The following is an 18,093-nucleotide window of genomic DNA, read 5'->3' as shown; positions in this document are numbered from 1 at the left end:
ATGACTCGCTCGCTGCGCTCGCTCATGCGAAGTACCCCTTCAGCTCTTCGGGCATCTCGGGCAACGGCTTCTCGTGGAGGTCGACCCCTGTGCCTTCGGCGTTGAGGTTGACCACGAGGTTCTTGGTCCCCCACTCGGCATTCGGCCCGGGGAAGTCGTCGCGGGTGTGACCCCCGCGCGACTCCTCGCGAGCGAGGGCCGCCTTGGCGATGCACTCGCTGACGATGAGCATGTTCCGCAGGTCGAGGGCGAGGTGCCAGCCGGGGTTGTACTGCCGATGCCCCTCGACGACCATCGTCATCGCCCGCGCCTTGAAGCCCTCGATCTCGCTGAGCGACTCCTCAAGCTCGGTGGCCGTGCGGATGATCCCGACGAGGTCGTTCATGGACTGCTGGAGGTCGGACTGGATGGTGTACGGGTTCTCGCCGCCCTCGACCTCGAACGGCGCCAAGGCGCTCGTCTGGGCCGCCTTCACGTCCCCCTCATCGACCTTGGGTCGCGCGTCGCGAAGCGATTGGGCGTATGCCGTCGCGGCCTCACCGGCCCGCCTGCCGAAGACGAGCAGGTCACCGAGGGAGTTGCCACCGAGGCGGTTGGAGCCGTGCATGCCCCCCGAGCACTCCCCCACGGCGTAGAGCCCGGTCACGGCACTCTGCTGGGTGTCGGCGTCGACCTCGACGCCGCCCATGACGTAGTGGCAGGTCGGGCCGATCTCCATCGGCTCGGCGGTGATGTCGACGTCGGCCAGCTCCTTGAACTGGTGGTACATCGAGGGCAGGCGCTTGCGGATGAACTCGGGCGTGCGCCGAGAGGCGATGTCGAGGTAGATGCCGCCGTGCGGAGTGCCCCTGCCCGCCTTGATCTCGGAGTTGATGGCGCGTGCGACCTCGTCACGCGGCAGCAGTTCGGGTGGCCGACGGTTGTTCTTCTTGTCGTCGTACCAACGATCGGCTTCCTCGACCGTGTCCGCGGTCTCCGCCTTGAAGAAGTCCGGGATGTAGTCGAACATGAAGCGCTTGCCCTCGGAGTTCTTGAGGATCCCGCCGTCGCCACGGACGGACTCGGTGACCAGCAGGCCCTTCACCGACGGGGGCCAGACCATGCCCGTCGGGTGGAACTGCACGAACTCCATGTTGATCAGGCTGGCCCCCGCCCGCATGGCGAGCGCATGGCCGTCGCCGGTGTACTCCCAGGAGTTGGAGGTCACCTTGAAGGACTTGCCGATGCCGCCTGTCGCCAGGATGACGCTGGGAGCGTCGAAGACGATGAAGCGGCCGGACTCACGCCAGTACGCGAACGCGCCGGCGATCTTGCCGTCCTCCTTGAACAGGTCGGTGACCGTGCACTCCATGAAGACGTCGATGCCCAGCGCGACCGCACGCTGCTGCAGGGTGCGGATCATCTCGAGTCCGGTGCGGTCACCGACGTGGGCGAGACGGGCGTACTTGTGGCCGCCGAAGTCACGCTGGCTGATCAGCCCGTCCTCGGTGCGGTCGAACAGCGCCCCCCAGTCCTCGAGCTCCATCACCCGCTCGGGCGCCTCCTGGGCGTGCAACTGTGCCATCCGCCAGTTGTTGAGCATCTTGCCGCCGCGCATGGTGTCGCGGAAGTGCACCTCCCAGTTGTCCTCGGGGTAGACGTTGCCCATCGAGGCGGCGATGCCACCCTCGGCCATCACGGTGTGGGCCTTGCCGAGCAGCGACTTGCAGATGATCGCGACCCGGGCGCCGGAGTCGTGGGCAGCGATGGCTGCCCGGAGCCCGGCACCACCGGCTCCGACCACGACGACGTCGTAGGTGTGGCGTTCCATGCCGCCCTCGGCGTCGCCGGACATGGCGTTGCCCGTCATGGGGTGCCGGCCCTCGCCGGGCGCGGAGGTGTCAGTCATCAGAAGAACCTCACGTCGTCGATCACGCCGGCTGCCAGCAACCAGATGTAGAGATCCACCAAGGCCACCGAGAACAGCGAGAGCCACGCGTACTTCGCGTGATGGACGTTGTGCTTCGAGACCCAGGTCCACAGCTTGTAGCGCACCGGGTGCTTGGAGAAGTGTCGCAACCGCCCGCCCACCGCGTGACGGCAGGAGTGGCACGAGAGCGTGTAGAGCCAGATGAAGACCACGTTGATCAACATCAACAGCGTGCCCAGGCCCATGTGGCCCCACTCGTGCTCGGCGTTGCGGAAGGCCAGGACCACGTCAAAGCTCAGGACCGCAGCGACCACCAGGGCGGCATACCAGAACCAGCGATGGAGGTTCTGCAGGATCAGTGGGAAGCGCGTCTCACCGGAGTACGACGAGTGCGGCTCGGCCACTGCGCACGCCGGCGGAGAGAGCCAGAACGCCCGGTAGTAGGCCTTGCGGTAGTAGTAGCAGGTCATGCGGAAGCCCAGCGGGAAGATCAGGATGATCAGCGCCGCGGAGAGCGGAAAGGCCTTGAAGGGCTGCCCGAAGTCCGACGCCCCGTCGACGCAGTCGCCCAGACAGGGCGAGTAGAACGGCGACAGGTAGGGCGAGGCGTAGTAGTCCCGACCCATGAACGCCCGGACCGTCGCGTACACCACGAAACCGGCGAACACCACGAACGTCACCAGCGGCGCCAGCCACCAGCGATCCTCGCGAAGGGTGCGCGCCTCGATCCCGGCCCGCGTCGGTCCTCGTACGCCGGTCAGCTCCGGAGTCGCCACCGCCACACCTCCTTGTGTTGGCTACACCTTGGTAGAAAAGCCAGCACAAGGGAAGGGCGCCACGCGGGCCGCCCCGCGGCGGCCTCAGGTCTCGATGACCACCGGGATGATCATCGGGCGGCGGCGGATCTTGCGACCGACCCAGCCCCCGACCGAGCGGCGCATGACCTGCTCGAGCTGGTAGCTGTCGTTCATGCCCTGGGCGGTCGCGTCGTCGAGAGCCTTGACCAGGCTCGGCATGACGTCGTCGAAGACCATGTCGCCCTCGACGAAGCCGCGCGCAGCGATCTCGGGTCCGGCAACGATCTTGCCCGTCGTCGAGTCCATGACGACGATGACCGAGATGAAGCCCTCGTCACGCAGGATGCGACGATCCTTGAGCAGACCCTCGTCGGCCTCCCCCACGGACGAGCCGTCGACATAGACATAGCCGGCCTCGACAGCACCGGCCACGCGGACCTTGCCATCGACGAGGTCCACGACCACACCGTCCTCGACGACGACGACACCCCTGGGGTGAACACCTGTCGCGAGCGCCAGGTCGGCGTTGGCCCGAAGGTGGCGCCACTCACCGTGGACCGGCATGACGTTGCGGGGCTTGACGATGTTGTAGCAGTAGAGGAGCTCGCCGGCGCTGGCGTGACCGGAGACGTGCACCTTGGCGTTGCCCTTGTGCACGACGTCCGCGCCGAGACGCATGAGTCCGTTGATGACGCGATAGACGGCGTTCTCGTTGCCGGGGATGAGCGAGGAGGCCATGAGGACGGTGTCGCCCTCGCCCACCTCGATCTGGTGGTCGCGGTTGGCCATGCGCGACAGGGCCGCCATGGGCTCACCCTGCGAGCCGGTGCAGATGAGCGTCACCTTGTTGTCGGGCAGGTTCCCGAGCTTCTTGAAGTCGACGAGGATGCCGTCGGGCACGTGGAGATAGCCCAGGTCTGCGGCGATCCCCATGTTGCGGACCATCGAGCGGCCGACCATCGCCACCTTGCGGCCGGACTTCTCGGCGGCGTCGAGGACCTGCTGGACGCGGTGCACGTGCGAGGAGAAGCACGCGACGATGACCCGGCGGCGGGCGTCCCGGAAGACACGGTCGATCGCCGGGGCGATGTCCTTCTCCGGCGTGGTGAACCCGGGGACCTCGGCGTTGGTCGAGTCGGTCATGAAGAGGTCGACGCCCTCCTCCCCCAGCCGCGCGAAGGCGCGCAGGTCGGTGAGGCGCCCGTCGAGGGGCAGCTGGTCCATCTTGAAGTCGCCCGTGTGCAGGATCGTGCCGCCCGAGGTGCGCACGAAGACAGCGAGTGCGTCGGGGATGGAGTGGTTGACGGCGACGAACTCGCAGTCGAAGACGCCGAACGTCTCGCGCCCACCCTCCTTCACTGCCAGCGTGTAGGGCTTGATCCGGTGTTCCTTGAGCTTGGCCTCGATGAGGGCGAGCGTCAGGTTGGAACCCACGAGGGGCAGGTCGGGCTTGAGGCGCAGGAGGAAGGGCACGGCACCGATGTGGTCCTCGTGACCGTGGGTGAGGACGATCGCCTGGACGTCGTCGAGCCGGTCGGCGATGTAGCTGAAGTCCGGGAGGATCAGGTCGATGCCCGGGTGGTGGTCGTCCGGAAAGAGGACGCCACAGTCGATGATCAGCAGCTGGCCCTTGTGCTCAATGACGGCCATGTTGCGACCGACCTCGCCGAGGCCACCGAGCGCAACGATGCGCACGACGCCGTCGACGAGAGGCTGAGGCAGGGAGAGCTCGGGATGCGGGTGACTCACCGCAGACCTGCTGCCGCGAGACCCTTGCGGAGGATCTCGAGGTCCTCCGGTGGCGACTCGACGAGTGGAAGTCGCACGAAGGCGGAGTCGATCACGCCCAGCTCCACGAGCGCGGCCTTGGCCATGATCGCGCCCTGTGAGGTCGTCATGATCGCGTCCACGGCCGGGATGAGGCGGCGGTGGATCTCGCGCGCGGTGGCGAGGTCGCCGGCGTCGACGGCAGCGATCATCGCGGCATACTCCTTGCCGGCAACGTGCCCGACGACCGAGACGCAGCCGACCGCGCCCTGGGCGAGGTGGGCCAACGTGAGCACGTCGTCTCCGCTGAACCAGAGCAGGTCGGTCGCGGCCATGACGTGGGTCGATGCCCAGAGGTCGGCCTTGGCGTCCTTGACCGCCGCGATGCGCGGGTGCTGCGCCAGCTCGAGGAGCGTCTGGGTGCTGAACTCGACGCCGGTCCGGCCGGGGATGTCATAGAGCATGACCGGCAGCTCGGTGGAGTCGGCCACGGCGCGGCAGTGCGCCACGAGCCCGGCCTGGGTCGGCTTGTTGTAGTACGGCGAGACGAGCAGCAGCGCGTCCGCTCCGACCTCGGCGGCGCGGGCCGCCATGTGGATGCTGTGGGCCGTGTCGTTGGAACCGATGCCGGCGGTGATGGCTGCCCGGTCTCCCACGATCTCCTTCGACAGACGGACGACGTCGATGCTCTCGTCGTCCGAGAGGGTCGAGGCCTCCCCCGTCGTGCCGTTGACGACGATGCCGTCGTGACCGTTGGCGATGAGGTGCTCGACCACGGCGCGCAGGCCCACTTCGTCCACGGATCCGTCGGGTCTCATCGGGGTGACCATGGCCGTGATGACCCGGCCGAAGGGGTTCGTCGTCATGACCCTCAGGGTAGTCGTTGCCACCCGGGTGGCTTTGCGCTGTGGTCAGTGGTCGCGGTTACGCTCTCGCCATGCGCCAGTACCACGACCTCCTCAACCGCATCCTCGACGAGGGCGTCGACAAGGCCGACCGCACGGGCACAGGCACGCGCTCGGTCTTCGGGCACCAGATGCGCTTCGACCTGTCGCAGGGCTTCCCGGTCGTCACGACCAAGAGGCTGCACCTCAAGTCGATCATCGGCGAGCTCCTCTGGTTCCTGCGCGGGGACACCAACGTCGGCTGGCTCCAGGAGCGCGGCATCTCGATCTGGGACGAGTGGGCCGACGAGAACGGCGACCTCGGGCCCGTCTACGGCCACCAGTGGCGCTCCTGGCCCACCCCCGATGGCCGTCAGGTCGACCAGATCGCCAAGGTCATCGAGGGCATCCGCACCAACCCCGACAGCCGCCGGCACATCGTCAGCGCCTGGAACGTCGCCGACGTCGACGACATGGCGCTGCCCCCGTGCCACGCCCTCTTCCAGTTCTATGTGAGCAACGGCAAGCTCTCCTGCCAGCTCTACCAGCGCTCCGCCGACGTGTTCCTCGGCGTCCCGTTCAACATCGCCTCCTACGCATTGCTCACGATGATGGTTGCCCAGCTGACCGACCTCGAGCCCGGCGAGTTCGTTCACACCCTCGGTGACGCGCACCTCTACTCCAACCACCTCGAGCAGGCCCGCCTCCAGCTGACCCGTGAGCCGCGCGACCTGCCGACGATGTGCATCGCGCCCAGGACCGCGATCGACGACTTCGACCTCGACGACTTCGAGCTGGTCGGCTACGACCCGCACCCGGGCATCAAGGCACCGATCGCGGTCTGAGCCACGTCCTTCGGACAACAACGATCCGGTATGCCGCCCGCGCACCTGAGTGCGCGGCATACCTGCCGCTCTGCCTGCCCCGGCAATAGGGTGAGTGGCATGACCCAGGTGACGCTCATCGCGGCGGTCGGACGCAACGGCGTCATCGGCGCGGACAACGACATGCCGTGGCACCTGCCCGAGGACTTCGCCTTCTTCAAGCGCACGACCATGGGGCACGCCATGGTCATGGGCCGCAAGACCTTCGACTCGATCGGGCGAGCCCTCCCTGGGCGCCGGACCATCGTCATCACCCGGCAGCCGGACTGGCACCACGCCGACGTCGAGACGGTCCACTCCCTCGACGACGCGCTCGGTGTGGCAGGTCCCGTGGGTGAGGTCTTCGTTGCTGGCGGCGGCGAGATCTATGCGCAGGCCATGCCGTTCGCACACCGGCTGCTCATCACCGAGGTCGACCAGGAACCTGCTGGTGACGTGCGTTTCCCCGAGATCGACCCGGTGCAGTGGCAGGAGACTGCCCGCGAGGAGCGCGACGGCTTCGCCTGGGTGACCTACGAGCGTGAGGGCTTCTTGCGAGGGTCGACCGGTCCGGTCGAGGTGAACCGCTCGCGGTGAATGTGTTCGGCGCTGACGCCAGAGCCACCGAGCCAGGCCTCGACATCGGCGATGAGCCCCTCCGGCCCGCACAGCCACCAGTCGTCGACGCCCTCGATGCTGCCGACATCCTCGAGCACGGCGCGGATGATGAGCGGATCGATGCGCCCGTGTCGGACGCCGTCGACCAGCTCGCGACTCAGCACGTGTTCGACGCGCAGGCGCCCACCCGACGTGGCTTCGAGTTCGGCCACCTCGCGCCCCAGGACCGTCGACTCGCGGGTGCGGTTGGCGATGATGAGGTCAAACGTCGATCCAGCGTGCTGTTCCAGGGCAGCGGCCGCAATGGCCAACACCGGCGTGATCCCGGAGCCACCGACGACGCCGGCGTGGTGCCGCGGGCCTGCAACCTCGTCGAGGACGAACTCCCCCAGCGGCGGCAGCACCCCCATGACCTCGCCGACCGCCACCTCTGACGCGAGCCACGGTGACATGCGCCCGCCCTGCACGGCTGCAGCGGCGACCCGGATGATGCCTTCGCGGCGAGCGCGGCTGGGCGGCACCCAGATCGAATAGGACTGACGCACGTCCTCACCACCCACGAGGGCCCGCAACGTGACGTACTGGCCGGCGCGATAGTCGAGGAATCCCGGCATCTCGCTCACGTCGAACCCGATCGAGACCGCATGCTCGGCGACCGGATCCACCTCGGCCACGGCGAGGGGGCGGAAGACCGGATGCGGCTTCGAGGGGCGGCGGAGCAGGGACACGCCGTCCATCCTCACAAACGCCTCACCGTTAGGCTCAACCGCGTGGCGATTCACTCACGTACTTCCGACCGGGTCACCGTCCTCACGATCGACCGGACGGAACGACGCAACGCACTCAACCATGACGCCCTCGAGGAGCTGGACGACGCCATCACGGCGGCGATCGGGACCTCGCGCGCCATCGTCGTCACGGGCGAGGGCGGGCATTTCTGCGCCGGTGCCGATCTGACCGAGCTCGAGGACGTGGGCTTCACAGACCGTCTCGCCGACGTGCTCGAACGCCTCGCGCAGGCCCCCATCACGACGGTCGCGGCCATCTCGGGTTCGTGCATGGGCCTCGGGATGCAGCTCGCCATCGCCTGCGACCTGCGCGTCGTCACCGATGACGCCAAGTTCGCGGTGCCCGTGGCCAAGCTCGGGCTCATGGTCAACCACTGGACCCTCGAGCGCGTGACGCGCTTCTGGGGTGAGGGCGCCGCCCGCCACATGGTCCTCACGGGCGCGGTGCTCACGGCCGACGACGCCTGGCGCCTCGGCTTCTCGCAGGTCCGCGGCGACCTGGACGCGGCCATCGAGTTGGCCGGCAGGGCTGCGGACCTTGCCCCCATGACCCAGGCAGGCTCCAAGCTCGGCTTCGACGCCCACGGCGGCAACCACGCGGAGGTGGCGCGCTACGAGGCCGCCTTCGCCGAGGCTTGGTCGAGCGACGACCTCACCGAGGGTCGCTCGGCCTTCCGCGAGCGACGCACCCCGCAGTTCCAGGGCCGATGAGCCAGGACCACGGCGGTGCCGACCACGCGCACGCAATGGGCCCCACGGCCGATGCCAGTGTCCGAACGGCCAAGCCGACCGACGCCCCTGCCGTCGGTGTCGTCCAGGCCGCTGTCTGGACGCAGGCGTATGCCGGCCGCCTGCCTGACGAGGTCATCGGCCTTTTTGAGGCGCCCGCCTTTGCCAAGGCGTGGCGCCAGTCCCTCGAGAGCCCACCCGAGGGCGTGCACCGACTGCTTGTCGCCCGGGCCGGTGAGCAGGTCGTCGGGTTCGCGGCGATCGGCCCCAGCCAGGACCCCGACTCCGGGCAGGCTTGCGGCGAGGTCACCGCGATCGGTGTGCACCCCGGCGCCCGTCGCATGGGTCACGGCTCCCGCCTGCTCAACGCCTGCGTCGACACCCTGCGTGGTGCCGGCGCCGAGGACATGGCCATCTGGGTCCTCGCCGATGACGAGGCGACGCGCGCGTTCCTCGTCGGCTCCGGGCTCGGACCGGACGGCGCCTTCCGCGACCGCGTCGTCTCCGCCGACGGCGACACCTTGCGTGAGGTCCGCCTCGTCGCCTCCCTCGCCCCTGAGGGCACCGAACTCGAGGAGACGGAGCGACCCGCGTGACGATGTCGACGGCCAAACCGCCAGGTGAGGATCCCGCCGAAGGCGAGCACACGGCATACCCCCCACTTGAAGGCGCGAAGCGCAAAGCCGTTCTGCGACAGTCACTTTCGGTCGGGATCGCGACCGGGGCGTACGGCATCAGCTTCGGCGCGCTCGGCGTCGCCTCGGGGCTGAGCACCCTCCAGACCGTCGCCCTGTCGATGCTGCTCTTCAGTGGCGGGTCGCAGTTTGCCCTCGTGGGCATCCTCGGTGCCGGTGGTACGGGATCGGCGGCGGTCGCGACCTCGACGCTGCTCGGGGTGCGCAACGGGCTCTATGGGCTGCAGACCTCGCGGATCCTCGAGGTGCGCGGGTGGCGGCGGTTGCTGGCCGCCCACCTCACCATCGACGAGTCGACCGCAGTCTCCGTGGGACAGGACGATCGGCGCGCCGGGCGGCTCGGGTTCTGGGTCACCGGGATCGCCGTGTTCGTCTTCTGGAACCTCATGACCCTGGCGGGCGCACTCGTGGGCAACGCGCTCGGCGATCCCCAGCGCTACGGCCTCGACGCTGCCGCCGCAGCAGCCTTCACCGCCCTGCTCTGGCCACGACTGCGCAGCCGCGACGCGGCCGCGACGATGGTGCTCGCTGTCGCGATCGCGCTGCTCACCTCTCCACTGCTTCCCGTGGGCGTGCCCGTGATCCTCACCGTTCTCGCCGCTGTGGTCATCGGGCTGAGCGGCGGCGGCCGGCACGAGCGGGCCACCGAGGACCCCGAGGTCGCGTCATGAGCTCGTGGACGATCGTGCTGCTGGCGTCCGGACTCGCCTACGCGACCAAACTCGCCGGCTATCTCGTGCCCGGAACCTGGGTGGAGGGACCGAAACGCAGCCGGGTGCTGACGCTGCTCCCGGTCGCGCTGTTGGCCGGGCTCGTGGCGATCCAGACCTTCGGAGGAGATGGCGGTTCCCTGCACGTCGACGCTCGCCTTGCGGCTGTGGGGGCGGCGATCGTGTTGCTGCTCCTGCGGGCGAACTTCCTGGTCGTGGTCATTGGGGCCGCGGCCGTCGCTGCCGGGTTGCGCGCGTTCGGTTGGGGCTGAACTCAGGCGATGCCGAGGTAGTGCTCGAGCCCGACCGTCAGTCCGGGGTGCTCGCTGACCTTGCGGACGGCGGCGATGACCCCCGGCATGAAGGACACCCGATCAAACGAGTCGTGCCGGATCGTCAGCATCTCACCGGTCTGTCCGAAGAGAACTTCCTGGTGCGCGACGAGTCCGCGCAACCGAACCGAATGCACGGGTATGCCGTGTGCCCGCGCTCCGCGCGCTCCATCGGGGTCGCTCGTGGTCGCATCGGGGACGTCGGCGAGGCCGGCCTGCTCACGGGCTGAACCCATGAGTTCCGCAGTTCGGGCGGCGGTGCCAGACGGGGCGTCGACCTTGTCGGGGTGGTGCAGTTCGATGATCTCGGCGGACTCGTAGAACTCAGCGGCCTTCTGGGAGAACGCCATCATGAGCACGGCGCCGATGGCGAAGTTGGGCGCGATGAGAACTCCGACGTCGGGGTGCTGCTCAAGTCGGGTCGCGAGGTCGGCAAGTTTGTCCTCGCTCCACCCCGTCGTGCCGACAACGACGTGGACGCCCTGGTCGACGCAGTGAGCGACGTTGAGTGCCGAGGCGTCGGGGACGGAGAACTCGACGACGACGTGCGCTCCGGCGAGGTCACCGAGGTCGTCTCCCATGTCGAAGCGACCCACGAGCTCGAGGTCGTTCGCCGCCTCGACTGCCCGGCACACCTCCGAACCCATGCGTCCGGATGCGCCGATGACCGAGACCTTGGTGACACTCACGCCTGAACTCTAGTGGTGCCTCTCAGGGGGCCGAGCAGTCGAGCCGACTGTGCGAGTCGTTCACCTTCTGTTCACTTTTCTGCTATCTTTGGGTGAACAGAAGGTGAACGACCATCGGAGGCCTGTGCCCCCGATGTCGCCACCACCGCAGGTCCTCAAGGAGTCACCCATGAAGAAGGTCGCCACGACCGTCACGGGTCCGGCCTGCCTGACAATGCGTTGGGTGCCGGTCACGAAGGACGGTCGCACTCAGATGGAGATGCGCTGGAGCGCACCCGCCACGGTCAGTCGCATTCCGCAGGTCGCCTGACCCACCACACCACTGAGAACTGCCCCCGCCGACATCGGCGGGGGCAGTTCCGTTGTGGGCCAGCCCACCCCTGTGGATGACGACCGGCGGAGCCTCGCGCCAAATGGCACACTGGCTCACCTGGGGGGCCAGGGAGGGTCCCCGACGTCTGAGGGGAATGACATGAAGAAGTTCTTGGGGATCCTGCTTGCCTTGGTCGGCCTCTTGCTCACGGCCGCTGGCATCGCGGGTGTCATCCTGATCGGGAGCGACGACACGATCGACTCACCCACCACGACCATCACGCTCGGCGATGCGAAGGCGCTCGTGTCCACGCCAGCACTGCTCGCGTTCAAGGACACGACGATGCGTCTCACCGCCGAGAGCACCGGCGGATCGGTCTTTCTTGGCCAGGCGCACCCCATCGATGCCAAGAGCTATCTCTCGGCCGCCCCCACGTTCGCCGTGACCAAGGTCGGCACCTCCGGCATGAGCGGGGAAGTGGTCAAGGGCGATGCCAAGACCACGCTCCCCGACCCGACCAAGCAGACGTTCTGGACCGCCAAGGCCACCGGCGCGGGCAAGCAGACGCTCGCTCTGGAACTCGACGGCACGCCGACCGAATACGTCGTCATGCCCATCGGTAAGCCAGGCGACGTGACCGTCACCAGCGGCATCCAGATCGACAACGGCTTCACCCTCTCCATCGGCGCCATCGTGCTGGGCGTCCTCGCATTCATCGCAGGTCTGTTGCTCTGGCGTCGACGCAGAGCCCAGCTCGTGAACCGCCAAGCAGCGAACACGACCGACGAGACGGTGGGGGCGAACGACGTGCCGGCGCCGGCGCGCACCATGAGCAGGATCGTGGGCATCGGCGTGATCGCTGCGGCCGTGCCCACCCTCGCCGGGTGCGGCATGGTCCCGATCAAGGTCGACACGTGGAAGGGCGACACCCTCACCAAGCCCGCCATGGCCAACCGGGCCGAGGCAGTCGCTGCGATGAAGGACTACGACGTCCGCAACAACGCCGCCATCACTGCCATTGCCAAAACCTTCAAACCAGCTGTCTGGGAGGGCGTCGACTCGGGCGTGGTCCTGGCCGGCGACCGTCTGGACACGCGCTATGCGGCGTTGACCAAGAAGTGGGAGGTCCAGCCCGTCACGACGACCGTCAAGGACGTCTACGCCTCGCAGTGGGGCAGCTACCCCATGTATGCCTTCGTGTCTGCGTCGACACAGGTGAAGGGCGATGAGCCGCAGGACGTTTTGGTCACCATGCGTCGAGCAAGCGCCGCGTCGTCGTGGGTCATGGATTCGAAGGCATGGCACGACGCTCCCCTGCCCAAGCCAGCCCGGTCCGCGTCACCCTTGGGTGCGGCCGACCAGAAGACGGCGATGAAGGTCGCCAACGCCGCGATGACCTCGCTGAACGGCGGCAAGGGCGGGCCCGCTCTGCCCAAGCAGGTCACCGAGTACCTCGCGCAAGAACGCAAGCTCGAGACCGGTCTGGCCACCGCCACGGCGAAGGCCGATTTCTTCAACACCACGCGACCGGACCAGATGCTGCCGGACGGCTCGGTGCGGGCCGTTCGGCTCGACGAGGGCCTGCTGGTCCAGGCCTCGTACAGCGTCCAGTCCGAGCAGACCACCAAGCCGAACTGGACCACGAGCCTGAAGGACAAGAAGTACGCCGCTGTCTCCTACCAAGAAGGGGATCGGACCTCGATCCGTTCGACCATGGCAGTGACGCTCACGATGATCGTGGATCCCAAGGGCGCGACCAAGGTCGTGGGTCGCGGCTTCCAGTTCGTCATCTGACGCCCTCGCGTCCTACGTGCCCTTGGCCGGCCCTACGCCGTTCCAGACGCGCGCCAAGGTGTTGAGGTCGGCGGCGACGTCCTCACGGTAGGCGTTGTAGAACGGGTCGAAGGGTGTGCGCATGTGCGCCCAGATGGTCTGGGCCTGCACCGACACAAGCTTTCCGCTGGCTCGTGAGAAGAAGTCGCGGTGGTCCACCATGCGCAGCCGCTCGTCCCACCGCACGGCCTGGATCGACGCCGTGCGAGCGAGATGGAGATGCGCTGAAGCGCACCCGCCACCGTCATTCGCATTCCCCAGGTCGCCTGACCCACGAGTCGCACGGCGCGGCTTTCGACGTCGCCCACTCAGCCCAGACTGGGGTGGGCGACGTCATGTCGGACGTGCACTCAACCGGGCGGGGGGTCAGAGGCGACGAGCCAGCGGTCGCCGCTGCGCTGCACGGTCCACCGGTGCACCTCGGTCGACGTGGCCCCGTTCTTCGGACGGAAGACCAGTCGCAGGTCGACCGTCGACGCACCTGCATCGGCGTCGATCGCGGTGACCCGCACCGACTCGATGGTCTTCCAGAATCCCTCATACCCCCGACGTCCGCCGGCGGCTCGCTGCATTGCTGGCGTCAGCTGGGCAAAGGTGTCATCGCGGCGGCCCGCGTCGGTGACCGCGCCGTAGTAGTCGCGCGCGAACGCAGCCAGCGCGGCATCGTCACGTCCCGCGCTCGGGGAGGGGGAGCGCGACGGGGCCGGGCTGGAGGGGGTGCTGCTCGGTGTCTTTGTCGCGGAAGGCTGCTGGCTTGTCGCCTTCGGTGTGCTCGACGGGGTGGACGACGCCGGAGGGGTCGTCTGCGATGTGCTGGTCGTGCGATCAGGGCTGGCAGTGTCCGGCTCGTCGAAGTTGACCAGCTCGGCGAGGAGATACGCCCCACCGGCGAGCAGTAGCGCCAGGAGGAGGACGAGGGGCCAGCGTTGCCGCCGTCCGCCTCGCTGTCCAGTGCCCTCCTCGACCTCGCGGCGGGCGGCGAGACCACCACCGGCGGTGGCTGCCTCGCGCACGGTGGAAGCCGACCGCGCCCCAGACAGGGCGCCAGCATGTGGGTCGTCTCCTGGGTCAGCTCCCGGTGGGGCACCGAGGAGGCCGTCGAGCTCGTCCAACCCGGTCGTGGCGGGGGTCGCAGAGCTCACCGGCACCGGCAGGACAGCCGTGGGCACCCGTCCGGCTGCGATGTCGTCGAGTTCGCTGGCGGCCTGTGCCATGGTCCAACGCCGGCTCGGATCCGGATCCATCATGGCCTCGATCGCCCGAGCGAGCGGGCCGGCGTTCACCAGCGGACGCAACCGGCCGGCCAGGACGTCCTGGAGCACAGCGAGCGGGTTGTCACGCTCCTCGAACGGCGGCCGCCCCTCGACCGCATGGAAGAGGGTGGCCCCAAGGGCCCAGGTGTCGGAGGCGGGTGTCGGGTCCTCTCCGCGAGCGAGCTCTGGTGAGAGGAATCCGGGCGTTCCCGTCATGTGTCCGGTGAGGGTCAGCTGAGCGTCGGCGGCGCCGCGTGCGATTCCGAAGTCGCTCAGTTTCGGGGTGCCGGATCGGTGCACGAGGATGTTGCTCGGCTTGATGTCGCGATGCACGATGCCCCGGTCGTGGGCCCGGTCGAGCACCGTGGCCAGCGCGCTCCCCATCTCTGCGGCGCGGATCGGGGACATCGGTCCCTGGTCGCGAACGAGTTCCGCCAGGCTCGCCCCGTCGACGTACTCCATGACGAGCCAGTGAGCGTCGTCGACATCGATGATGTCGTAGACGGCCACGGCATTGGGGTGGTTGAGGGACGCGGCGATCCGCGCCTCGCGCATCGCCCGCGCCGCAGCCGCCGACTCGCCGGGGAGGGCCCCGATCCGCTTCACGGCGACCTCACGCTCCAGGGTGCGGTCGAGGCACAGCCAGACGGTGCCCATGCCACCTTGGCCGACGGCGCGAACCACCTCGTAGCGTCCAGCAATGACCTGCGGGTCCACGGTGTCCTTTCGTCGTCGTTCTGGCGTCTCTCACCCTACGTCCGCCCGGAGTGCAGCTCCGATTTCAGCCGGGGTCGCTACCGCTCCAGCTCGTCGAGAGGGTGTGCAGGTCTGCCGCAACGTCCTCGCGATAGGCGTTGTAGAACGGGTCGAAGGGTGTGCGCATGTGGTACGCCCGGATCGTCTGGGCCTGCACCGACACGATCCGGCCGCTGGCCCGTGAGAAGAAGTCGCGGTGGTCCACCATGCGCAGCCGCTCGTCCCACCGCACGGCCTGGATCGACGCCGTGCGCGCGAGATAGAGCTGCGGCGTCTTGGGCACGACAGGCAGCCCGTCGATGAGCGTCCCGAACGGCACTCGGGGTTCGGCAGCACCAGGGAACAGTGCGTCGACGCCGGCAGCCACAGTGCGCCAGCGGGGCAGGTCGACGCGAGTGAGAGCCACGAGGTCGACGTCGGAGTGGTCATCGAGGAAGTTCATGGCCGCGACGATGTCGCTCGCTGGAGTGAAGACCACGTCGTCGTCCGTCACGAAGACGAACTCGGTCTCGACGGCATCCAGCGCTGCATTGCGGCCAACGGAAACCCCGCTGTTGAACGGCATCGCGATGATGTCGATGCCAGCGCCGAGGTCCCGCACGGGCACGCGCGAGTCGTCGGCGACCACGATCCGACCGTCGAAAACGGCACGCACACTGGCGAGGCACCGACGCAACACGTCGGGTCGTTCGAAGGTCTTGACGGTCATCGTCACCCGTCGAGCCACCTCGGCCCGCTCCTCGCTCGTCAGCCGGCCGAACTCCGCCCGATCGACCTGGCGCACCACCGCCACCTGGGCCCGCTCCACGCCGCGATAGGCCAGCCGCAACGGCCCCCCGAAGCGCCCCCGCATCACGCGCTTGACCTGCTGAGTGTCCACCAGCCCCATCCCTTCGACCCTGCTGCCCTCATCATGACGCACCCGCAAAGCCGACGGGGCGGCATACCCAAAAGGTATGCCGCCCCGACCCACCCCTGGGCGACTCCGGAAGCACTGCAGTTCACTCGTTCGCCCACGCGCGCTCAGGGTGTAGGCCACGTAACATCACCTCGATGGAGGGGGACGAGATGAACTCGCCCGCACGAGCGGGGATGCCGCCGTACGCGCAGGTCCTCCGGACCACGGGATTCTTCCCTGCCTTCGTGGCACTCAGCATCTCCACGTGGGGTGACTACATCGCCCGCATCGCCGTGGCCTTCGTGGTGCGTGAGCGGACCGGTTCGGACCTGGCCATGGCAGCGACCTTCACGGTCAGCCTGTTGCCGAGCGTCCTCGGACGCAGCCTGCTCAGCCCCTTGGCCGATCGCATCCCCTACAAGCACGTCCTCGTCGGGTCGGATGTCATCCGAGGGGTTTTCGTGCTGGCGATCACGGCTGCCATGGGCCAGGGAAGCCACATATCGATCCTGCTGGGGCTCCTCTTCGCGCTGGAGCTCTTTGGCGGCCCGGCCAATGCTGCCTACCAGATCCTGATGACCGACCTCTTCACCGATCGTCGAGCCTTCCTGCGGGCTCGCGGGATCTCCACCCTCGCCGAGCAGTTCAACCAGGTCATCGGCCTCGTCGTCGGCGGCATCATCGTGACCGCCCTGTCCGCCCGCGGTGCATTGGCCGTCGACCTGATGACGTTCGCCGGTTCCGCCGTGCTCTTTGCCGTCGCGGTGAGGGCTCGGCCGGTTCGAGGCGAACCCAGTCCAGGGATCATCGGCTTCTTCCGCGACATCGGAGAGGGTGCCCGATACTTGGCCGGCCACCGCGTGCTCGTGTCGCTACTCGTCCTCAGCCTGATCGCCACCTGGGGCATGGCTGCGCCCGAGGCCGTGGCGATTCCCTATGTGCTCGACCACGACCTCCCGACGTGGCTCGGCGGGGTTCTCATGGCCGCACCCGTCATCGGTGCCGTCGTCGGCGTCATCATGGTCGGGCGGTGGCAACCCGAGGTCGCAAGTGCACGGATCATGACCATGGCCCTCCTGATGCCGATACCCCTGCTGTTCACCGTGGTGCTGCCGCCGACCGTCGAGTGGCTGCCTCTGACCTGGATCCTGTGGTTCACCTGTGGCGTTTTGCAGGCGTTCGTGCTGCCGTTGCAAGCCACCTTCGCGTTGGTGGTCACAGCAGAAATGCGTGGTCGGGTGATCGGGCTGGCGGGCGCCGCAACCATGACCGCCTCCGCAGTGGCATACCTCTTGGCCGGTTGGCTGTCGGAGACGTTCTCCCCGGGAGCAGCCGTGGCCATGTGTGCCGCACTCAGCCTCGCGGGCATCAGCCTGACTGCGGCACTCTGGCCCAGGCAGTCGCTGGACCTCGCGGTCCAGAAGGCATTCAACGACTCGACCGTCGAAGGGGCATGATGACTGGGCTCGACACTCGTCAAGCAGAGCCGGGGGGTCAGCCGACCGAAGGAAGCCGCCAACGGCTGCCGGTCACGGGGCCGGAGATGAGGTTCTTCCACTTCTTCCCTGACGGGCCGATGCCCGTGCCGGCTCGCGACGTCCTGCGCGACCTGCTGCCTTCCAAGGCGGTGAAACGACGCCCTCCGGTCACCTCCGCCAGCTCCTTCGGTTGGTTGCTGTTCCCGCCAACCTCCTTCGCAGTTCGCTGGGTGAAGGATCGTCTCGAGTTCACGCTGACGGATGACCGTGGAGGGCTCGGTCCTGGGAGGTCTTGGGAGCGGGCCGCCCTGCGCTGCAGCCCCGCGCAGTTGCAGCGCTTGCAGGGGTGCCGTCAGCGCGCAGGGATGAGCTGAGGGACTGCATCGACGACGAGGGGGTTCCCCTGGTTGATCCGAATCCCGCTGATCCTCGAGAGTTTCAGATCTTCACCGGTGTCACGGCACGCACGGCTCCTGGGTGGGCCTCGCTGGTGCGCCCCATTCCCAACCTGCCGATGCCGCCCGAGACTCATGACGTCGTCGACGGCGTGGTCGAGACGGCCTGGTACGGCGACGGTCTGCCCGTCATGGTGCGGTTGCGGGCGCGCGATGAGGTCGTGCGCTTCTCCCGCTCGATGCCGATGGCCGCCGTCCAGCCCATCCCTGTGGCCTCACTGGCCACCGAAAATGCCGATGCGAAGCGGGTGAGCCCGGCGTCGGCAACTGGCCGGACGACGAGTGGCAACGCTTTGTCGCCACGCGGCGCAGGCGCTTGGACCCAC

Annotated in this window: 19 protein-coding genes; 9 read left to right on the top strand and 10 right to left on the bottom strand. The window is 68.1% G+C overall.

Annotated features, from left to right (window positions below; translation table 11 throughout):
* Positions 1–22: 22 nt before the first annotated feature.
* From ACFQRE_RS15220 to dapA, 4 genes are all read right to left on the bottom strand, one after another.
* Complete coding sequence (locus ACFQRE_RS15220; protein ID WP_449274550.1) at positions 23–1,888, bottom strand: fumarate reductase/succinate dehydrogenase flavoprotein subunit; 1,866 nt, start codon at positions 1,886–1,888, stop codon at positions 23–25.
* Positions 1,888–2,685 carry a hypothetical protein gene (locus ACFQRE_RS15215; RefSeq protein WP_380123845.1) on the bottom strand — a complete coding sequence of 266 codons (798 nt, stop codon included), beginning with the start codon at positions 2,683–2,685 and terminating at the stop codon, positions 1,888–1,890. The genes ACFQRE_RS15220 and ACFQRE_RS15215 overlap by 1 nt, the downstream gene beginning before the upstream one ends.
* A gap of 84 nt (positions 2,686–2,769) precedes the next feature.
* Positions 2,770–4,455 carry a ribonuclease J gene (locus tag ACFQRE_RS15210; RefSeq protein ID WP_380123843.1) on the bottom strand — a complete coding sequence of 562 codons (1,686 nt, stop codon included), beginning with the start codon at positions 4,453–4,455 and terminating at the stop codon, positions 2,770–2,772.
* Entirely contained in the window at positions 4,452–5,339 is an 888-nt protein-coding gene (gene dapA, locus ACFQRE_RS15205) for a 4-hydroxy-tetrahydrodipicolinate synthase (RefSeq protein ID WP_380123840.1), read from the bottom strand. The genes ACFQRE_RS15210 and dapA overlap by 4 nt, the downstream gene beginning before the upstream one ends.
* A gap of 71 nt (positions 5,340–5,410) precedes the next feature.
* Between dapA and ACFQRE_RS15200 the strand changes: the two genes are divergently transcribed.
* Positions 5,411–6,202, top strand: coding sequence for a thymidylate synthase (locus ACFQRE_RS15200; protein ID WP_380123838.1), 792 nt, complete (start codon positions 5,411–5,413; stop codon positions 6,200–6,202).
* 99 nt (positions 6,203–6,301) lie between these two features.
* Positions 6,302–6,817: a dihydrofolate reductase gene (locus tag ACFQRE_RS15195; RefSeq protein WP_380123836.1), complete on the top strand. Its 516-nt coding sequence runs from the start codon at positions 6,302–6,304 to the stop codon at positions 6,815–6,817.
* Here ACFQRE_RS15195 and ACFQRE_RS15190 read toward each other — a convergent pair.
* Entirely contained in the window at positions 6,754–7,575 is an 822-nt protein-coding gene (locus ACFQRE_RS15190; protein WP_380123833.1) for an FAD-binding oxidoreductase, read from the bottom strand. The two genes, ACFQRE_RS15195 and ACFQRE_RS15190, sit on opposite strands and share 64 nt — an antisense overlap.
* Before the next feature lie 33 nt (positions 7,576–7,608).
* On the opposite strand from ACFQRE_RS15190, the gene ACFQRE_RS15185 reads away from it, so the two are divergent.
* The 4 genes from ACFQRE_RS15185 to ACFQRE_RS15170 are packed head-to-tail and all read left to right on the top strand — an operon-like array spanning position 7,609 to position 10,032.
* Complete coding sequence (locus ACFQRE_RS15185; RefSeq protein WP_380123831.1) at positions 7,609–8,337, top strand: enoyl-CoA hydratase-related protein; 729 nt, start codon at positions 7,609–7,611, stop codon at positions 8,335–8,337.
* The gene (locus ACFQRE_RS15180) at positions 8,334–8,951 is read left to right on the top strand and encodes a GNAT family N-acetyltransferase (protein ID WP_380123829.1); all 618 of its coding nucleotides are present in this window, start codon (positions 8,334–8,336) and stop codon (positions 8,949–8,951) included. The genes ACFQRE_RS15185 and ACFQRE_RS15180 overlap by 4 nt, the downstream gene beginning before the upstream one ends.
* A 2-nt stretch (positions 8,952–8,953) precedes the next feature.
* Positions 8,954–9,721, top strand: a complete 768-nt coding sequence (locus tag ACFQRE_RS15175; RefSeq protein WP_380124290.1) for an AzlC family ABC transporter permease — start codon at positions 8,954–8,956, stop codon at positions 9,719–9,721.
* Complete coding sequence (locus ACFQRE_RS15170; protein WP_380123827.1) at positions 9,718–10,032, top strand: AzlD domain-containing protein; 315 nt, start codon at positions 9,718–9,720, stop codon at positions 10,030–10,032. The genes ACFQRE_RS15175 and ACFQRE_RS15170 overlap by 4 nt, the downstream gene beginning before the upstream one ends.
* Positions 10,033–10,034: 2 nt before the next feature.
* Here the strand turns inward: ACFQRE_RS15170 and dapB are convergent, their stop codons facing one another.
* Positions 10,035–10,781 (bottom strand): 4-hydroxy-tetrahydrodipicolinate reductase, encoded by a 747-nt coding sequence (dapB, locus tag ACFQRE_RS15165; RefSeq protein WP_380123824.1) that lies wholly within the window; start codon positions 10,779–10,781, stop codon positions 10,035–10,037.
* Positions 10,782–10,950: 169 nt separating this feature from the next.
* On the opposite strand from dapB, the gene ACFQRE_RS15160 reads away from it, so the two are divergent.
* A complete protein-coding gene (locus tag ACFQRE_RS15160; protein WP_380123821.1) occupies positions 10,951–11,091 on the top strand; it encodes a hypothetical protein in 141 nt (46 codons plus the stop codon).
* Between the two features lie 162 nt (positions 11,092–11,253).
* The gene (locus ACFQRE_RS15155) at positions 11,254–12,888 is read left to right on the top strand and encodes a hypothetical protein (RefSeq protein WP_380123819.1); all 1,635 of its coding nucleotides are present in this window, start codon (positions 11,254–11,256) and stop codon (positions 12,886–12,888) included.
* 12 nt (positions 12,889–12,900) lie between these two features.
* Here ACFQRE_RS15155 and ACFQRE_RS15150 read toward each other — a convergent pair whose 3' ends face one another.
* The 3 genes from ACFQRE_RS15150 to ACFQRE_RS15140 all read right to left on the bottom strand — a co-directional run bounded on the left by ACFQRE_RS15150 (position 12,901) and on the right by ACFQRE_RS15140 (position 15,816).
* On the bottom strand, positions 12,901–13,113 hold the full coding sequence (locus ACFQRE_RS15150) for a hypothetical protein (protein WP_380123816.1): 213 nt from the start codon (positions 13,111–13,113) through the stop codon (positions 12,901–12,903).
* Between the two features lie 164 nt (positions 13,114–13,277).
* On the bottom strand, positions 13,278–14,897 hold the full coding sequence (locus ACFQRE_RS15145; protein WP_380123814.1) for a serine/threonine-protein kinase: 1,620 nt from the start codon (positions 14,895–14,897) through the stop codon (positions 13,278–13,280).
* 64 nt (positions 14,898–14,961) lie between these two features.
* Positions 14,962–15,816: a glycosyltransferase family 2 protein gene (locus tag ACFQRE_RS15140; RefSeq protein ID WP_380123812.1), complete on the bottom strand. Its 855-nt coding sequence runs from the start codon at positions 15,814–15,816 to the stop codon at positions 14,962–14,964.
* A 173-nt stretch (positions 15,817–15,989) separates the two neighbouring features.
* Between ACFQRE_RS15140 and ACFQRE_RS15135 the strand changes: the two genes are divergently transcribed.
* On the top strand, positions 15,990–17,291 hold the full coding sequence (locus tag ACFQRE_RS15135) for an MFS transporter (RefSeq protein ID WP_380123810.1): 1,302 nt from the start codon (positions 15,990–15,992) through the stop codon (positions 17,289–17,291).
* A gap of 549 nt (positions 17,292–17,840) precedes the next feature.
* On the opposite strand, the gene ACFQRE_RS15130 is transcribed toward ACFQRE_RS15135, so the two are convergent.
* Positions 17,841–18,056 (bottom strand): hypothetical protein, encoded by a 216-nt coding sequence (locus ACFQRE_RS15130; RefSeq protein WP_380123808.1) that lies wholly within the window; start codon positions 18,054–18,056, stop codon positions 17,841–17,843.
* Between the last annotated feature and the right edge of the window lie 37 nt (positions 18,057–18,093).

It is taken from the genome of Knoellia pratensis (genome assembly GCF_042666395.1).
GTDB classification, from domain to species: domain Bacteria; phylum Actinomycetota; class Actinomycetes; order Actinomycetales; family Dermatophilaceae; genus Knoellia; species Knoellia pratensis.
The sequence above is the reverse complement of the archived record's forward strand: the minus strand, read 5'-3'. Positions and strand labels throughout refer to the sequence as shown.